The organism is Photobacterium sp. SP02 (assembly GCF_038519165.1).
Lineage (GTDB): Bacteria > Pseudomonadota > Gammaproteobacteria > Enterobacterales > Vibrionaceae > Photobacterium > Photobacterium halotolerans.
Genome location: NZ_JASJOJ010000025.1, coordinates 24,819 through 39,684, shown reverse-complemented (window position 1 = coordinate 39,684; position 14,866 = coordinate 24,819). Strand labels below are relative to the sequence as shown.

The following is a 14,866-nucleotide window of genomic DNA, read 5'->3' as shown; positions in this document are numbered from 1 at the left end:
AAAGGCGAAAACACTTCTGCTATCATCTGCCTCGCCAACAGGATATGCGCTGATTGGGCGACACCCAAACAGCGATTTTCATCGAATTGACTCTTGAAATAGGAACTTCACCATGAGCCTTGCTGATCAAGTTCTTGCTGTAAATGATGATCTCCCAATCCGTACCGACCAGCCGGTTCACAGCGGTAAAGTCCGCTCCGTATACTGGCTGACTGAGGCAGACAGCCGCCGGCTGATTGAAGAGAAAGGCTACAATGTTCGCCCGGATGCGCCTTTGGCAATCATGGTTATCAGCGATCGTATTTCTGCGTTCGACTGCATCTGGCATGGTGAAGGTGGCCTGAAAGGTGTACCGGGTAAAGGTGCGGCACTGAATGCGATCTCCAATCACTGGTTTCGCCTGTTCCGCGAGAAAGGCCTGGCAGACAGCCATATTCTGGATATCCCTCACCCGTTTGTCTGGATAGTTCAGAAAGCCCGCCCAATCAAAGTAGAAGCTATCTGCCGCCAGTACATCACAGGCTCCATGTGGCGTGCCTATGCGAACGGCGACCGCGAGTTTTGCGGCATTCAGGTGCCTGACGGCCTGACCAAAGATCAGAAGTTGCCAGAGGTTCTGATCACCCCATCCACCAAAGGGATTTTGCACGACATTCCGGGCGTGCCTGCTGTGGATGACGTCAATGTCACGCGCAACGACTTGCTGAACAATTATCAGGCGTTCAATTTCAGCCAGCCTGAAGATATTGATCACTACGAAGTGCTGCTGAAAGAAGGGTTTGGCGTTATCAGCGACGCGTTAGCGCAACTTGACCAGATTTTTGTTGATACAAAATTTGAGTTCGGTTATGTCACCGATGCACAAGGTCAGGAAAAGATGATCTACATGGATGAAGTCGGCACGCCGGACTCCTCCCGCATCTGGGATGGCCCTTCATACCGCGAAGGCAAGATTGTCGAAAACTCTAAAGAAGATTTCCGTCAGTTGCTGCTGAACCACTTCCCTGATCCGGACATTCTGCTGAACAAAGAACGCATGGATGAGCGTGAAGCACTGGCTCGTGACAATGCGCTGCCTGAAGATGTCCTGATGCAGGTTTCCCGCATTTATACCGGCATTGCCGAGAAAGTCACAGGTAAGAAAATTGAGCTCAGTGGTAATCCGAAGGAAGAAATCATTACTGTACTACGCAATGAGTATGGCCTGATCGACTAATATTCCCTTAATGGAATATCAGGGCAGCTTATTGCTGCCCTTTTTCATTGAGTCCTGGGTTAATATTCGGAGCAGGAATGCATTATTCCTCACAAAATCATTGCTAATATTTATCACTCATCACAATTACATATTTTTGCTATTAAGACTTTTTGTGTCAGCGCCGACAATGGAAGAACAATAATAGCAATTACAGTAGTTGAGGGACTCCATGAAGTTTAGCCACAAAATCGTTGCCACTTCGTCGGCAATACTGTTCGCCGCTTTAGTTCTGCTTTCCGGCATCCAGTACGTTCACACCAGGGATGATGTGCATAAGCTGGTAGACAACAGCATTGATGAAATCGTATCCGGCGTGAATCAAACCTTAGTCACAGAGATAGCCAGCCGGACGAAATTAGCCAATATCACCGCTGGGATCGTCGAGCAAAATTTATCCCCTGACAGTATTCGCCAGATTATCCGCCAGCCTGTGCTCAATAATACTTTTGAACTGACCGGCATAGGGTTCGAAAGCGACGGTTCTTCCATCATCAGTGACCCAGCGTGGAAACCCGCACCAGGCTGGGATCCCCGCGCTCGCCCCTGGTACACTCAGGCAAAAGAAGCCGGGCATATGATCATTACATCGCCATACCGGGATTCGGTCACAAACGAAATTCTGGTCTCTTTTGCTGCACCAATTAAAGACAACGGCCAATTTATCGGCGCCATCTTCTTTGATGTCAGCATGAGTAAAATTGCCAACCTGATTAACCAGGCCTCTTTGTTTAATGCCGGTTATCTCTTTTTGGTCTCGGAGAAAGATGTGATCATCGCGCACCCTGACAAAGAGGTGAACGGCAAACCGCTGTCGGAAGCGTATCCCGGTATACAAATCTCAGAGCAGCCGTTAGATACGGTGCTTGATAATGAATCCGTCAATATCAGCTTCCATAAAGTACAAGGACAGACACTGTATATTGGTGCGGTCCTGAAAAATGACGTTGCCTTTGCCGCTGTTGATCAAATTAAGAACAACGCCATCACCTATTCTCTGCTGTTCATTGTTATCGGTTTCGTGGCTGTCTTCTTGCTGGTTAAACGTCTGATGCGTCCTTTGGATGTTATCAATCAGGCCATGAAAAACATTGCCACCGGACAGGCCGATCTGACCCAGCGTCTGAGCACCAATACCGAGCCGGAATTTGCGGCTCTGGCACAAAGTTTTAATCAGTTCACTGAACGTATGCAGCAACAGATCATACGCTCGCAAGCGCTGAGTAACGACATTATGCAGGGCACTGAGCTGACGGCTCAGGGCGCCAATCGTTCATCCGAGGCGATGAACAGCCAGCTGCAGCAGCTTGAACTGCTGGCAACGGCCATGAATGAAATGGCTTCAACATCGGCTAACGTGGCAGACAATGCACACAGTGCTGCGTCTGCAGCTTCAGCGGCAGAGCTGGCTGCACAGGAAGGCGGGAATATCGTTTCCCGGACATCTGTGTCGATTCATGATTTGTCTGATCAAATTGATCAGGCTGTCGATGTCGTCAAAGAGCTGGAATCTGCCACGGGTAATATTGAGCGTATTCTTCAGGTGATCAATGACATTGCCGATCAGACGAACCTGCTGGCGCTGAATGCTGCCATTGAAGCTGCAAGGGCTGGCGATTCCGGCCGGGGTTTTGCGGTCGTTGCCGATGAAGTCCGGACACTGGCGCAACGCACGCAGCAATCCACGACAGAAATCCGTCAGATGATTGAGCAACTTCAGGCAGGCGCCAGTTCAGCCACCAGCACCATGGCGCTGAGTAAAAACACGGCCAGCGAAACCGTCGCTACCGCGCAGGAAGCCGATGAAGCACTGTCGCGTATTCGTGAAGCCATTCAGCAGATCAACGATATGAATATACAAATTGCCTCGGCGGCTGAGGAGCAGAGCCTGGTTGCTGAGGATATTAATGGCAATACCATCAATATTAAGGACTTGTCGGTTCAGGTTGCTGAAACCGCCAATGAAACCAGTGTGGCGATGGAAACCCAGATAAAGAACGTGCGTGAACAAAACGCACTGATGAAGCAGTTTACTGTGTAAGCCATTCAAAGCCGCCGGTACCGACTGGCGGCTTTCCTTTCACGAACCAGGCTTTCTGAGATAAAGCCTATGACGCTCGCTGATAAACATGATCCGCGTACAGCTCACCGCCAATTTCGTATGCTTCAGGAATTTTCTGCTGTAACCTGAAGCCACATTTTTCCAGCACTCGTTCTGAAGCAATATTGCCTTCTGTTACCACAGCTCTGAACAAGGTAAGCCCCAGTGCTTCTTCCGCCCAGTGAATCACTGCACGCAGGGATTCTGTGCCATAGCCTTTGCCATAAAACTCAGGCATCAGCAGATAACCCATTTCAGCAATACCTGAATCAACAAAAAACCCGGTTATGCCGACCTTGCCACCCGACACTTTTTCTTTGATGACAAGGGTTAACCATGCGCCGCTTTCAGGCGCCCACGCCTGAAGACGCGCATGAAATTTTTCCGTTAATTCATCATCAGATGGCGCATCAAAACATTTTTCGATCACGGCCGGTATCGTATGAAGCGCCTTAAAAAGCGGCCAGTCTGTTTCAGTAATGGGCTCTAATACTAATTGTTGTGTTTCTAAATTCATCCTGAATCACCTCTTAAAGACTGCCTTAAGATTCAATAATCATCCATTTTCACTATGTTGAATGACAGCACATCCAGCCCTCAGGTAGTCATGCTTCTGAAAGTGTACGGCTGATTAATGCTTCAAACATTTCTGACTGGCCTGCAGGAATAAGCTGCCGATGAATTTCCCGACGTTTATCCACACCATACAAACGCTCTGCCAGCCAGCCTGTAAGGTACAATTGCGACAAGCACCCACCTGCTGTGGCAAGATTTCCATGTACTACCAGCGCCTTATCCAGGACATGAATACCTTCAGCTTCAAGCGCTGATTTTGCATCCGGATGAGTCGTTGCCGTAATGCCATCCAGCAGCCCCAGTTTGGCCAGAATAAACGCACCTGCACAAATTGACCCAATAAGCTGATTTTGAGGATCCAGCTTAAGCGATGCCATAAACTCAGGATTATTTAACGCCGCCGGCACCCCTTTGTAACCGCTGCTGAATAACACAACATCGGCCTCCGAGGTCTCTGCAACATGCCCGTCTGTTTTTACTTCCATTCCTAAAGAAGATATATGGGACGGCTTAGTGCCTAATATTTTGACGGCCCAGTCCATCTGACTTCTTCCCAAAATATCCCGTAGTAAGAAGAAATCGATATCCGTGAAATCATCAAAAATGACGATAGCTATTTGATACATATACTCATACCCGCCAAGCTGCTTGTACTTTCCGACGGAAAAAGTTAACACATAAGCATCAGAATGTATAAGTAAGTGTGCCTTGCACTGCTTTATTTGAGTAAACGCCTTAAACAACAAAGGCCAGCAAATGCTGGCCTTTGATAGTTAGTGAATGTCTGTCAATTCACATTATAAGGTTGATTTCGCTGTACCTGTTGTAGAGGAATCTTCACCCAGGTCTGGCGCTTTCTGGCCTTTACGCTTCATGCGCTCTTCCCAGTAATCAGCACCTTTGATGCCTAATTTCACTGGATCGAATACGTATTCTTTCACACCGGCTTTCTTCTGCATTTCATAGTCTCTCAACGCTTTCAGCGCTGGTTTTGCCATGAAGAAGATGATCAGAATACCGATGATGTTCAGCCACGCCATCAGACCAACACCGACATCACCCAGCGCCCATGCCAGATCGGCGGTTTTCACTGCGCCGTAGAATACGGAAGACAGCAAGAACAGCTTCAGTACAAACATCAGGCCTGGTACATGAATGGTACGGTGGATGTACGCAACATTGGTTTCTGCAATGTAGTAGTACGCCAGAATTGTCGTGAATGAGAAGAAGAACAGTGCAATTGCCACGAATGGTTTACCCAGACCAGGCATTGCTGTTTCAATCGCCATCTGAGTAAATACCGGGCTGTTGGCAGCAATGTCCGAAGGCAGGTTTTGAACCAGGAATGCGCCTTCAGCACCATGGACGTTAAACGCACCTGTGATGATAATCATGAATGCCGTTGCACTACAAACCAACAGCGTATCAATGTAGATAGAAAACGCTTGCACCATACCTTGCTGAGCAGGGTGATCAACCTGAGCCGCTGCTGCTGCATGCGGACCTGTACCCTGACCGGCTTCATTGGAGTAAACGCCACGCTTCACGCCCCAGCCGATAGCCGCACCGACACCCGCCATTGGCGAGAAGGCATCACCCACTATAGTGGCGAACACAGTTGGCACCATGTCAATGTTCAGCAGGATAACAACGAAGGCAATAACGATATAGCCCAGCGCCATGAAAGGAACAACGATTTGAGTAAAGTGAGCAATACGCTTAACACCACCAAAGATGATGAAAGCCAGTACCACACATACAATCGCGCCAGTGATGATCTTCGCAGAACTGAATGTACCTAAAGTGGTTTCGATCACATCACCAGAACCGAATGCTGCTTCAACCGCGTTACCGATACTGTTTGACTGCACACCAGGTAACAGAAGACCACAAGCGACAATTGTCGAAATCGCAAAGATCCATGCATACCACTTCTGACCCATTGCTTTTTCAATGTAATACGCAGGGCCACCACGGAACTGACCTTCGTCTTCCACTTTGTAGATCTGAGCAAGCGTTGATTCATAATAAGCTGTAGAAGCACCCAGGAAGGCTACAACCCACATCCAGAATACGGCACCCGGACCACCAAAACCGATGGCGGCAGCAACACCTGCAATGTTACCTGTACCGACACGACCTGACAGTGAAACCGCCAGTGCCTGGAATGAGGAAATCCCCTTTGCCGAGCTCTGACCAGCGAACAGCAGGCGGATCATTTCGCCGAAATGGCGAACCTGCATAAAACGTGTTGTGATGGAATAAAATAAACCGGCACCCAGGCAAAGATAAATCAATGCCGGACTCCATATTATCCCGTTAATAAAATCGACCAATGACTGCATATGAGTCTCCCTGTTATAGTCTGTTTGGTTACAACTCGAGCAGTATAATACGCAAATTGTAACCTGATTGTTAAGAATTTTATTTCATCAGCATTGATTTGCTTGATGCAGGCATCAAATAGCAACAAATCCACAACATCCAGTCATTGAAACTATGATTAACGATAAATACGGCATACCCCACCAATCATCACCAGTTAGGCCTGTGATAATTTGTATAAGTATTAGCCAGGTGATTCACAAAAGATGTCAATAATGTGCAGCATGTCAGCATAAAGAGGCCGTGACAGATACTGATCAGGCATCAACAGACACAAAATACTGTATTGCAAGCATATGCTATCAAAAGCATTCATGTGAAATAAGACGCATGAACTGCCTCCCAAAAAAAGCAGTTCAGCTTAGAATAGGTAACAGTGAGTGGATATCAGTTAACCGCAGACAAATTCACTAAGTGGCGGGTATATTCAGCTTCGGGGTGGCTGAACAGCTGACGGGTTGGCCCCTGCTCTACCACACAGCCATCTTTTAATACCAAGGTATAGTGGCACAATGACTTCACGACATTCAGATCATGGCTGATAAACAGGTAACTCAGGCCGTACTTCATCTGCAATTCTTTCAGTAAATTCAGCACCTGATGCTGCACGGTGCGATCCAGTGAGGAGGTAGGTTCATCCAGCAGAATAAACTCAGGTTTCAATACCAGCGCCCTTGCTATGGCTATCCGCTGGCGTTGCCCACCTGAAAATTCATTGGGATAACGAAAACGGGTGGATGGATCCAGCTCTACATCTTTCATCGCCTGACAGATCGCGGCATCTTCTTCCTCATCAGATAAACTCTGATGGACTTTCAGGCCTTCGCCAATAATCTGCGCCACAGACATTCTTGGATTCAGTGCGGAAAACGGGTCCTGAAATACGACTTGCAGACGACTGCGAAAAGGTAACATGCCTTTGCGGTTAAGATGACTGATCTCCTGGCCGTCAAAACGAATACTCCCTTCGCTGTTGAGCAATCTAAGTATCGCCATCCCGGTCGTCGACTTCCCTGAGCCACTTTCCCCGACCAGCCCGACACTCTGCCCCTGCTTAAGCTGGAAGCTCACATCAGTCACGGCTTTAATATGACTGATAACGCGTTTCATAATCCCCCCTTTCACGGGAAACCAGACACGTAATTTATCTATTTCAAACAGCGCGGAAGGATTCCCGATCACCGGAACGGGCTCGCCGGTGGGATCAGAGTTAATGAGTTTCTGGGTATAAGGATGGGAAGGCGACGCAAAAAGGATATCTTTCTCATTGGTTTCCACTAACTGCCCGAGTTGCATCACCGCTACCCGATCGGCAATTTTTCGCACAATACTCAAATCATGCGTAATAAAAAGCATGGCCATGCCCAGTTCCTGCTGCAGATTTTTCAGCAAATCGAGGATCTGGGCCTGAACAGAAACATCGAGAGCGGTCGTTGGCTCATCCGCAATCAGGAGATCAGGCTCATTGATCAGCGCCATGGCAATCATTACACGCTGGCGCTCACCGCCTGACAACTCATGAGGATAGGCATACATACGCTGCTCGGGGTTACGGATACCCACTTTTTTTAACCAGCTCAGCGCACGTTTCTCTGCCGGCCTCTGACGCACTCCCTTGTGTATAGACAGCGTTTCACACAGCTGGCGGCCTATTTTATGCAGCGGGTTCAGCGACATCATAGGTTCCTGAAAGATCATGCCGATTTTGTTTCCGCGTAACCCGCGCATCTGGCGTTCACTACACCGCAGCATATCCACGCCATCGTAATAAATATGACCGTCCAGATAACGCGCCGACGCTTTCGGCAGCAAGCGCAGAATGGCATTGGCCGTGACAGACTTGCCAGAACCACTTTCCCCCACCAGTGCCAGGGTTTCTCCCCGCTTGATTGTCAGGCAGACTTTCTCTGTTACCGGGCGGACAGGCTTACCGTTGGCAAAGCCCACAGAGAGATTTTCAATAGTCAGTAAAGCATCACTCATTGCAGTATCCCGGTCATTACGATTGATGGTGTGGGTCGAAAGCATCGCGCACCGCCTCGCCGATAAACACCAACAGGCTCAGCATGATAGAAAGCACAACGAACGCAGACAGCCCCAGCCAGGGTGCCTGAAGGTTGGTTTTACCCTGAGCAAGCAATTCACCGAGAGACGGTGAACCCACAGGCAAACCGAACCCGAGGAAGTCCAGTGATGTCAGTGTGGTCACTGACCCGCTGAGAATAAAAGGCATCATAGTCAGTGAGGCCACCATAGCATTTGGCAGCATATGACGGAGCATTATGCGCCTGTCATTCACGCCCAGCGCCTGCGCGGCACGCACATAATCCAGGTTCCGGCAGCGGAGAAATTCCGCCCGCACAACGCCCACCAGCCCCATCCAGCTAAACAGCACCATGATACCCAGCAGCCACCAGAAGTTAGGTTCTACGAAACTGGACAGGATAATCAGCAAGAACAAAGTCGGCATACCTGACCAGACTTCGATGAAACGCTGACCAAACAGATCCAGCCAGCCGCCATAGTAACCCTGCCCGGCTCCGACCATGACACCGACAATGGTTGAGATCACCGTCAGCGCAAAACCAAACAGCACAGATATCCGAAAACCGTAAATGATGCGAGCAAGCACATCGCGGCCTTTATCATCTGTCCCCAGCCAGTTCACATTGTCCGGTGCAGAGGGCGCCGGACCGGACAAGTTGTAGTTAATCGTGTCATAGCTGAAATGGATCAGTGGCCAGATCATATAGCCGTCTTCGTTGATCAATTCCTGCACATACGGATCGGTATAATCGGCTTCTGTGGCGAACTCACCGCCAAATTGCGTTTCGGCGTACTGTTCGGTTATCGGAAAATACCAGTCCCCTTTGAAGCTGACGAACAAGGGCTTATCGTTGGCGATCACTTCAGCAAACAGGCTGATAATAAAAAGCACGGCGAACAGCCACATTGACCAGTAGCCGCGTCTGTGTGCTTTAAACCGGGCCCAGCGCTCTTTTGTCAGTGGATTGAAGGTAAACAAAGTTGCGAATGTCTTTCTCATGGTATTACCTGGCCTCGAAATCAATACGTGGATCGACCAGGGTATAAGTCAGGTCAGAGATGATATTCAGGATAAGTCCCAGCAATGTCATGATATAAAGCGAGCTGAATACCACGGGGTAATCACGCTGAATCGTTGATTCAAAGCCCAGTAAGCCAATTCCCTCCAGCGAAAACATCACTTCAATGAGCATAGAGCCGGTAAAGAAAATACTGATAAACGCACTGGGAAAACCGGCAATAATAATCAGCATGGCATTACGAAACACATGCTTATATAAGATGCTTCTGTCATCGAGCCCTTTCGCACGGGCGGTGACAACGTATTGCTTGTTGATCTCATCCAGAAACGAGTTTTTGGTCAGCATAGTCAGCGTCGCGAAACCGCCAATGACCATGGCAAAGATGGGCAGCGCAAGGTGCCAGAAGTAATCACCGACTTGCTGATACCAGGTCATCTGATCGAAATCAGCCGAAAACAATCCCCGTAACGGAAACCAGCTGAAATAATTACCGCTGGCAAAGAAAATAATCAATACAATGGCGAACAGGAAACCGGGAATCGCATACCCGGCTATCACTAATGCGCTGCTCCAGATATCAAAACGGCTACCATGATTCACCGCTTTCGCAATCCCCAGCGGGATAGAGACGAAATAAATGATCAAGGTGCTCCACAGACCCAGCGAAATCGACACCGGCAGCCGTTCGATAATCAGATCAATCACATTGCCGCCACGAAAAAGGCTTTCGCCGAAATTGAAGGTAATATAATTCGTCAGCATATCGACATAACGTTCCCAGAGCGGTTTATCAAAACCAAACTGCTTACGTATTTCTGCCACCACTTCCGGATCCAGACCACGGGAACCACGATAGCCCGTTCCGCCATTGCCGTTTTGCTGCGAACCTTCCGACTGCTGCACTTCCTGCCCGCCGCCGGTAAAGCGCTCCATAATGCCGGAAGTATGCCCTTCAAGCTGTGCCACTGCCTGTTCTACAGGCCCGCCCGGTGCAATCTGAATCACGAAAAAGTTAATCGTAATAATCGCCCAGAGCGTTGGGATCACCAGCAAAAGGCGCCGGATAATATATGCCGTCATACTGCTCTACCTGTTTCCACGTTTTGATTAACGGCGTTTTTCCGGCAACTTGACCGCCTTGGCCGTATCCACCCACCAAGTATCAACACCCAGTGCATACTTAGGTCGGACCGCAGGACGATCAAATTTATCCCAGGTCGCTACACGGAATTTGCTTAAATGCCACTGGGGAATGACAAAAAAGTTCCATTGCAGCACCCGGTCCAGCGCCGGGCCTAATGCCGCCAGCGCGGCAGGATCTTGCTGATGCGCAGCGATTTGTTCTGTCAGCGCATCAATAGCCGGATCCTGAACCCCGGCAGTATTATAGGTGGAGTCCAGATAGTTACTGTTCCAGGCAATCAGCAGATTCTGTGTCGGGTAGGCATTCGCGCTGTAACCGGAAGACACCATGTCAAAATCCCGGTCACGCAGGCGCTTGATGTACTGCGTAGTGTCAACCGTACGGATTTTCATCTCGATACCCAGCTGCTTCAGGTTTTTCTGTAGCGGAATAGCGATGCGCTCCGAGGTCGGGCTGTAGATAAGCAACTCAAAAGCCAGAGGCTCCCCGGTCTTCACATTGGTCATGACCTGATTTTTCAGCTCCCAGCCCGCAGCCTTTAACAATGCAAACGCTTTACGCGATTGTGCACGAACACGGCCTGAGCCATCAGTGACCGGCGGCTGGTAAGATTCAGTAAAGACACGTGCCGGGATCTTGTCTTTCAACGGATCCAGATATTTCAACTCAGCAGGCGTGGGCAGGCCTTTTGCTTCATAGGGGGTATTCTGGAAAAAACTGCGGGAACGTGAATACTGGTTATAGAAAAGCGTTTTATTCATCCACTCAAAATCCATGGCGTAATTGAGCGCTTCCCTGACCCGGACATCACTGAATACAGGGCGCTGAGTATTAAAGACAAACGCCTGCATCGCCTGAGGGATTTCGTGCGGGATTTCTTCCTTCTTTATATAACCGTTATCAAAATTATTGCCCTCATAGAGAGTGGCCCAGAACTTGGCGACATTCTCCTGACGGAAGTCATATTCTCCGGCTTTGAACGCTTCCAGGGTCACAGTATCATCACGGTAGTAGTCGTACCGGATGGTGTCGAAATTATGCCGCCCGACATTCACCGGAAGATTGGCCGCCCAGTAATCTTTCACTCTGGAGTAAGTCACACTCTGACCCGACTGATAACTGGTTACCTTGTACGCACTGCTGCCAATCGGTGGTTCGTTGAGCGGCTCGCTGAGTTTCTTGTCTTTCCAGTAATGTTCCGGTAAGACGTTCATGCCTTCAACCAGAGAAAACAGTTTTTCCCTGTTGGCAACAGACATTTCAACCCGCGCGGTCAGCGGCGATACCGCCGTCACTGACTTCACCTCTTTATAAAACACACGAAACTGAGGCACACCCTCAGCCATGAACTTATCAAAGGTGAAGGCGACATCTTTCGCTGTAATAGGTTGGCCGTCATGAAATCGCGCTTTAGGGTTGATATCAATTTCCATCCAGGAAAAATCGTCGGCATAACGTACTTTTTCTGCAATTAACGGGTAATAGCTGTCAATTTCGTCACTCGCTGGTGCAAATAAGGTGTCATACATTTCGTCCGCGCCGGCGACCGAAACCCCTCTTGATGCATAGCGGTTAAAACTGTCGTATGTTCCTACTTCCGCATAGGTGATGGCTCCGCCTTTTGGCGCATCCGGATTGACATAGTCAAAGTGTTTAAATTCAGGTGCGTACTTTGCCGTACCAAACCCCACTAAACTGGTGGTTTCTATCACCTCTTGTGCCAGTGCACTGGTACTTCCCAGCAATAATCCAGCCATTATTGACAGGCTTACAGTCAATCCATTCTTCATATCCCCTCCAAGGCAACTTCACCTAACCACCCAGCCAACGCCAGAAAATCGTTCTTTTTCATTATTGTAAGAGTTATCAATGACGAACACTGACATGTAACACAAATATATACCATAAGAAAACACGCCGCCTGAATCGCTGGGCATATCATCAAGAAATTTGTTGCTCTGCCCGACAGGGATGCAACACCTTGTCACAATCAGTTAACAGACATTTTCTGTATTTTTATTGAGCAATCATCCAGTTCCTGCCTGAATCAATGGGTTAAAAGCCAACGAATACTCATTAAATTACTCAGATCTATGTTCTGATAGTTGTAAGTAGTGCTATACTCCCCACCCTGACATGTGACAACAATTGTTCATATAGAGAAAAACAATGGCAGATCTATCTAAATACAGAAACATTGGTATTTTCGCGCACGTAGATGCGGGTAAAACCACTACCACTGAGCGTATCCTGAAGCTGACCGGTAAAATCCACCGTACGGGTGAAGTACACGACGGTGCTTCTACCATGGACTTCATGGATCAGGAAGCAGAGCGTGGTATCACCATCCAGTCAGCTGCGACTACCTGTTTCTGGAAAGACCACCGTTTTAACGTTATCGATACTCCGGGACACGTTGACTTCACCGTTGAAGTTTACCGTTCTCTGAAAGTACTTGACGGTGGTGTAGGTGTATTCTGTGGTTCAGGTGGTGTTGAGCCTCAGTCTGAAACTAACTGGCGTTACGCGAACGAATCAGAAGTATCTCGTCTGATCTTCGTTAACAAACTGGACCGTATGGGCGCAGACTTCTTCAGCGTTGTTGAGCAAGTGAAGAAAGTTCTGGGCGCTAACCCTCTGGTTATGACCCTGCCTATCGGCCGCGAAGACGATTTCGTTGGTGTTGTTGACGTTCTGACTCGCCAGGCATACGTGTGGGACGATTCAGGTCAGCCAGAAAACTACGAAATCAAAGAAATCCCAGCGGATATGGTTGATGACGTAGAAGCTTACCGCGAAGAGCTGATCGAGACTGCCGTTGAGCAAGACGACGACCTGATGGAAGCTTACATGGAAGGTGAAGAGCCTTCTATCGAAGACCTGAAACGTTGTATCCGTAAAGGTACTCGTGATCTGGCCTTCTTCCCAACCTACTGTGGTTCAGCGTTCAAGAACAAAGGTATGCAGCTGCTGCTTGACGCCGTTGTTGACTACCTGCCAAACCCAACAGAAGTTGACCCTCAGGATCTGACTGATCCAGAAACTGGTGAACCAACTGGTAAAGTTGCTACCGTTTCTGTTGACGAACCATTCCGTGCGCTTGCGTTTAAGATCATGGATGACCGTTTCGGCGCCCTGACCTTCGTACGTGTTTACTCTGGTAAGCTGAAGAAGGGTGACACCATCCTGAACTCTGCGACAGGTAAAACTGAGCGTGTTGGCCGTATGGTGGAAATGCACGCTAACGACCGTAACGAGCTGGATGCTGCGCAAGCAGGTGACATCATCGCTATCGTTGGTATGAAGAACGTTCAGACTGGTCACACTCTGTGTGATCCTAAGCACGAATGTACTCTGGAACCAATGATCTTCCCAGATCCAGTAATCTCTATCGCTGTTGCTCCTAAGGACAAAACAGCTTCTGAGAAACTGGGTATCGCACTGGGTAAGATGATCGCAGAAGATCCATCATTCCAAGTTGAAACTGATGAAGATTCTGGCGAAACCATCCTGAAAGGTATGGGTGAGCTGCACCTGGACATCAAAGTTGACATCCTGAAGCGTACTCACGGTGTTGAACTGACTGTAGGTGCTCCACAGGTTGCTTACCGTGAAACTATCACCAAAGCAATCGAAGACAGCTACACGCACAAGAAGCAGTCTGGTGGTTCTGGTCAGTTCGGTAAGATCGATTACCGTATCAAACCAGGCGAAGCAAACTCTGGCTTCAAGTTCGTTTCTACCGTTGTTGGTGGTAACGTTCCTAAAGAATTCTGGCCTGCAATCGAAAAAGGCTTCGCTGGTATGATGAGTACTGGTGTTCTGGCTGGCTTCCCAGTGCTGGACGTTGAAGTTGAGCTGTTCGACGGTGGTTTCCACGCAGTTGACTCCTCTGCTGTAGCGTTTGAAATTGCTGCACGTGGCGCATTCCGTCAGTCTATGCCTAAAGCGGGTGCTCAGCTGCTTGAGCCTATCATGCACGTTGACGTGTTCACTCCGGAAGATCACGTTGGTGATGTTATCGGTGACCTGAACCGTCGTCGCGGTATGATCAAAGATCAGGTTGCAGCTGCAACGGGTGTTCGTATTAAAGCTGACGTACCTCTGTCTGAGATGTTCGGCTACATCGGTCACCTGCGCACCATGACTTCTGGCCGTGGTCAGTTCTCAATGGAATTCTCTCACTACTCTGCATGCCCAGCGAACGTTGCTGAAGCAGTTATCGCAGAAGTGAAAGAGCGTAACGCTAAGAAATAATTTATTTTCTTAACGTAACGACAAAAAAATCCCAGCTCAGGCTGGGGTTTTTTTAGGGCTGTAACAACAGATGCGTTCCT

At 48.7% G+C, this 14,866-nt stretch carries 10 protein-coding genes; 3 read left to right on the top strand and 7 right to left on the bottom strand.

Annotated elements, in window-relative coordinates; genetic code table 11:
* Positions 1-112 precede the first annotated feature (112 nt).
* On the top strand, positions 113-1,216 hold the full coding sequence (locus tag P0Y67_RS12470; protein ID WP_342392118.1) for a phosphoribosylaminoimidazolesuccinocarboxamide synthase: 1,104 nt from the start codon (positions 113-115) through the stop codon (positions 1,214-1,216).
* Between the two features lie 211 nt (positions 1,217-1,427).
* Complete coding sequence (locus P0Y67_RS12465) at positions 1,428-3,296, top strand: methyl-accepting chemotaxis protein (RefSeq protein WP_342392117.1); 1,869 nt, start codon at positions 1,428-1,430, stop codon at positions 3,294-3,296.
* A gap of 67 nt (positions 3,297-3,363) precedes the next feature.
* Here P0Y67_RS12465 and P0Y67_RS12460 read toward each other — a convergent pair whose 3' ends face one another.
* From P0Y67_RS12460 to P0Y67_RS12430, 7 genes are all read right to left on the bottom strand, one after another.
* The gene (locus P0Y67_RS12460) at positions 3,364-3,873 is read right to left on the bottom strand and encodes a GNAT family N-acetyltransferase (RefSeq protein ID WP_342392116.1); all 510 of its coding nucleotides are present in this window, start codon (positions 3,871-3,873) and stop codon (positions 3,364-3,366) included.
* A gap of 88 nt (positions 3,874-3,961) precedes the next feature.
* The gene (locus tag P0Y67_RS12455; protein WP_342392115.1) at positions 3,962-4,558 is read right to left on the bottom strand and encodes a DJ-1/PfpI family protein; all 597 of its coding nucleotides are present in this window, start codon (positions 4,556-4,558) and stop codon (positions 3,962-3,964) included.
* Between the two features lie 171 nt (positions 4,559-4,729).
* Positions 4,730-6,277 carry an alanine/glycine:cation symporter family protein gene (locus tag P0Y67_RS12450; protein WP_342392114.1) on the bottom strand — a complete coding sequence of 516 codons (1,548 nt, stop codon included), beginning with the start codon at positions 6,275-6,277 and terminating at the stop codon, positions 4,730-4,732.
* A gap of 427 nt (positions 6,278-6,704) precedes the next feature.
* A complete protein-coding gene (locus P0Y67_RS12445) occupies positions 6,705-8,300 on the bottom strand; it encodes an ABC transporter ATP-binding protein (RefSeq protein WP_342392113.1) in 1,596 nt (531 codons plus the stop codon).
* 16 nt (positions 8,301-8,316) lie between these two features.
* Positions 8,317-9,363: an ABC transporter permease gene (locus P0Y67_RS12440; RefSeq protein WP_027253208.1), complete on the bottom strand. Its 1,047-nt coding sequence runs from the start codon at positions 9,361-9,363 to the stop codon at positions 8,317-8,319.
* Positions 9,364-9,367: 4 nt separating this feature from the next.
* Positions 9,368-10,465: a microcin C ABC transporter permease YejB gene (locus P0Y67_RS12435; RefSeq protein ID WP_027253209.1), complete on the bottom strand. Its 1,098-nt coding sequence runs from the start codon at positions 10,463-10,465 to the stop codon at positions 9,368-9,370.
* Between the two features lie 27 nt (positions 10,466-10,492).
* Entirely contained in the window at positions 10,493-12,319 is a 1,827-nt protein-coding gene (locus P0Y67_RS12430; RefSeq protein ID WP_036759852.1) for an extracellular solute-binding protein, read from the bottom strand.
* A 379-nt stretch (positions 12,320-12,698) separates the two neighbouring features.
* On the opposite strand from P0Y67_RS12430, the gene fusA reads away from it, so the two are divergent.
* Complete coding sequence (gene fusA, locus P0Y67_RS12425) at positions 12,699-14,786, top strand: elongation factor G (RefSeq protein WP_027253211.1); 2,088 nt, start codon at positions 12,699-12,701, stop codon at positions 14,784-14,786.
* Positions 14,787-14,866: the final 80 nt, after the last annotated feature.

Excerpts from the sequence above, each read along its gene's own strand:
- P0Y67_RS12470 (WP_342392118.1), top strand. The coding sequence starts at position 113 with ATGAGCCTTGCTGATCAAGTTCTTGCTGTAAATGATGATCTCCCAATC.
- P0Y67_RS12440 (WP_027253208.1), bottom strand. The coding sequence starts at position 9,363 with ATGAGAAAGACATTCGCAACTTTGTTTACCTTCAATCCACTGACAAAA.
- P0Y67_RS12455 (WP_342392115.1), bottom strand. The coding sequence starts at position 4,558 with ATGTATCAAATAGCTATCGTCATTTTTGATGATTTCACGGATATCGAT.
- P0Y67_RS12450 (WP_342392114.1), bottom strand. The coding sequence starts at position 6,277 with ATGCAGTCATTGGTCGATTTTATTAACGGGATAATATGGAGTCCGGCA.
- P0Y67_RS12430 (WP_036759852.1), bottom strand. The coding sequence starts at position 12,319 with ATGAAGAATGGATTGACTGTAAGCCTGTCAATAATGGCTGGATTATTG.
- fusA (WP_027253211.1), top strand. The coding sequence starts at position 12,699 with ATGGCAGATCTATCTAAATACAGAAACATTGGTATTTTCGCGCACGTA.
- P0Y67_RS12435 (WP_027253209.1), bottom strand. The coding sequence starts at position 10,465 with ATGACGGCATATATTATCCGGCGCCTTTTGCTGGTGATCCCAACGCTC.
- P0Y67_RS12445 (WP_342392113.1), bottom strand. The coding sequence starts at position 8,300 with ATGAGTGATGCTTTACTGACTATTGAAAATCTCTCTGTGGGCTTTGCC.
- P0Y67_RS12460 (WP_342392116.1), bottom strand. The coding sequence starts at position 3,873 with ATGAATTTAGAAACACAACAATTAGTATTAGAGCCCATTACTGAAACA.
- P0Y67_RS12465 (WP_342392117.1), top strand. The coding sequence starts at position 1,428 with ATGAAGTTTAGCCACAAAATCGTTGCCACTTCGTCGGCAATACTGTTC.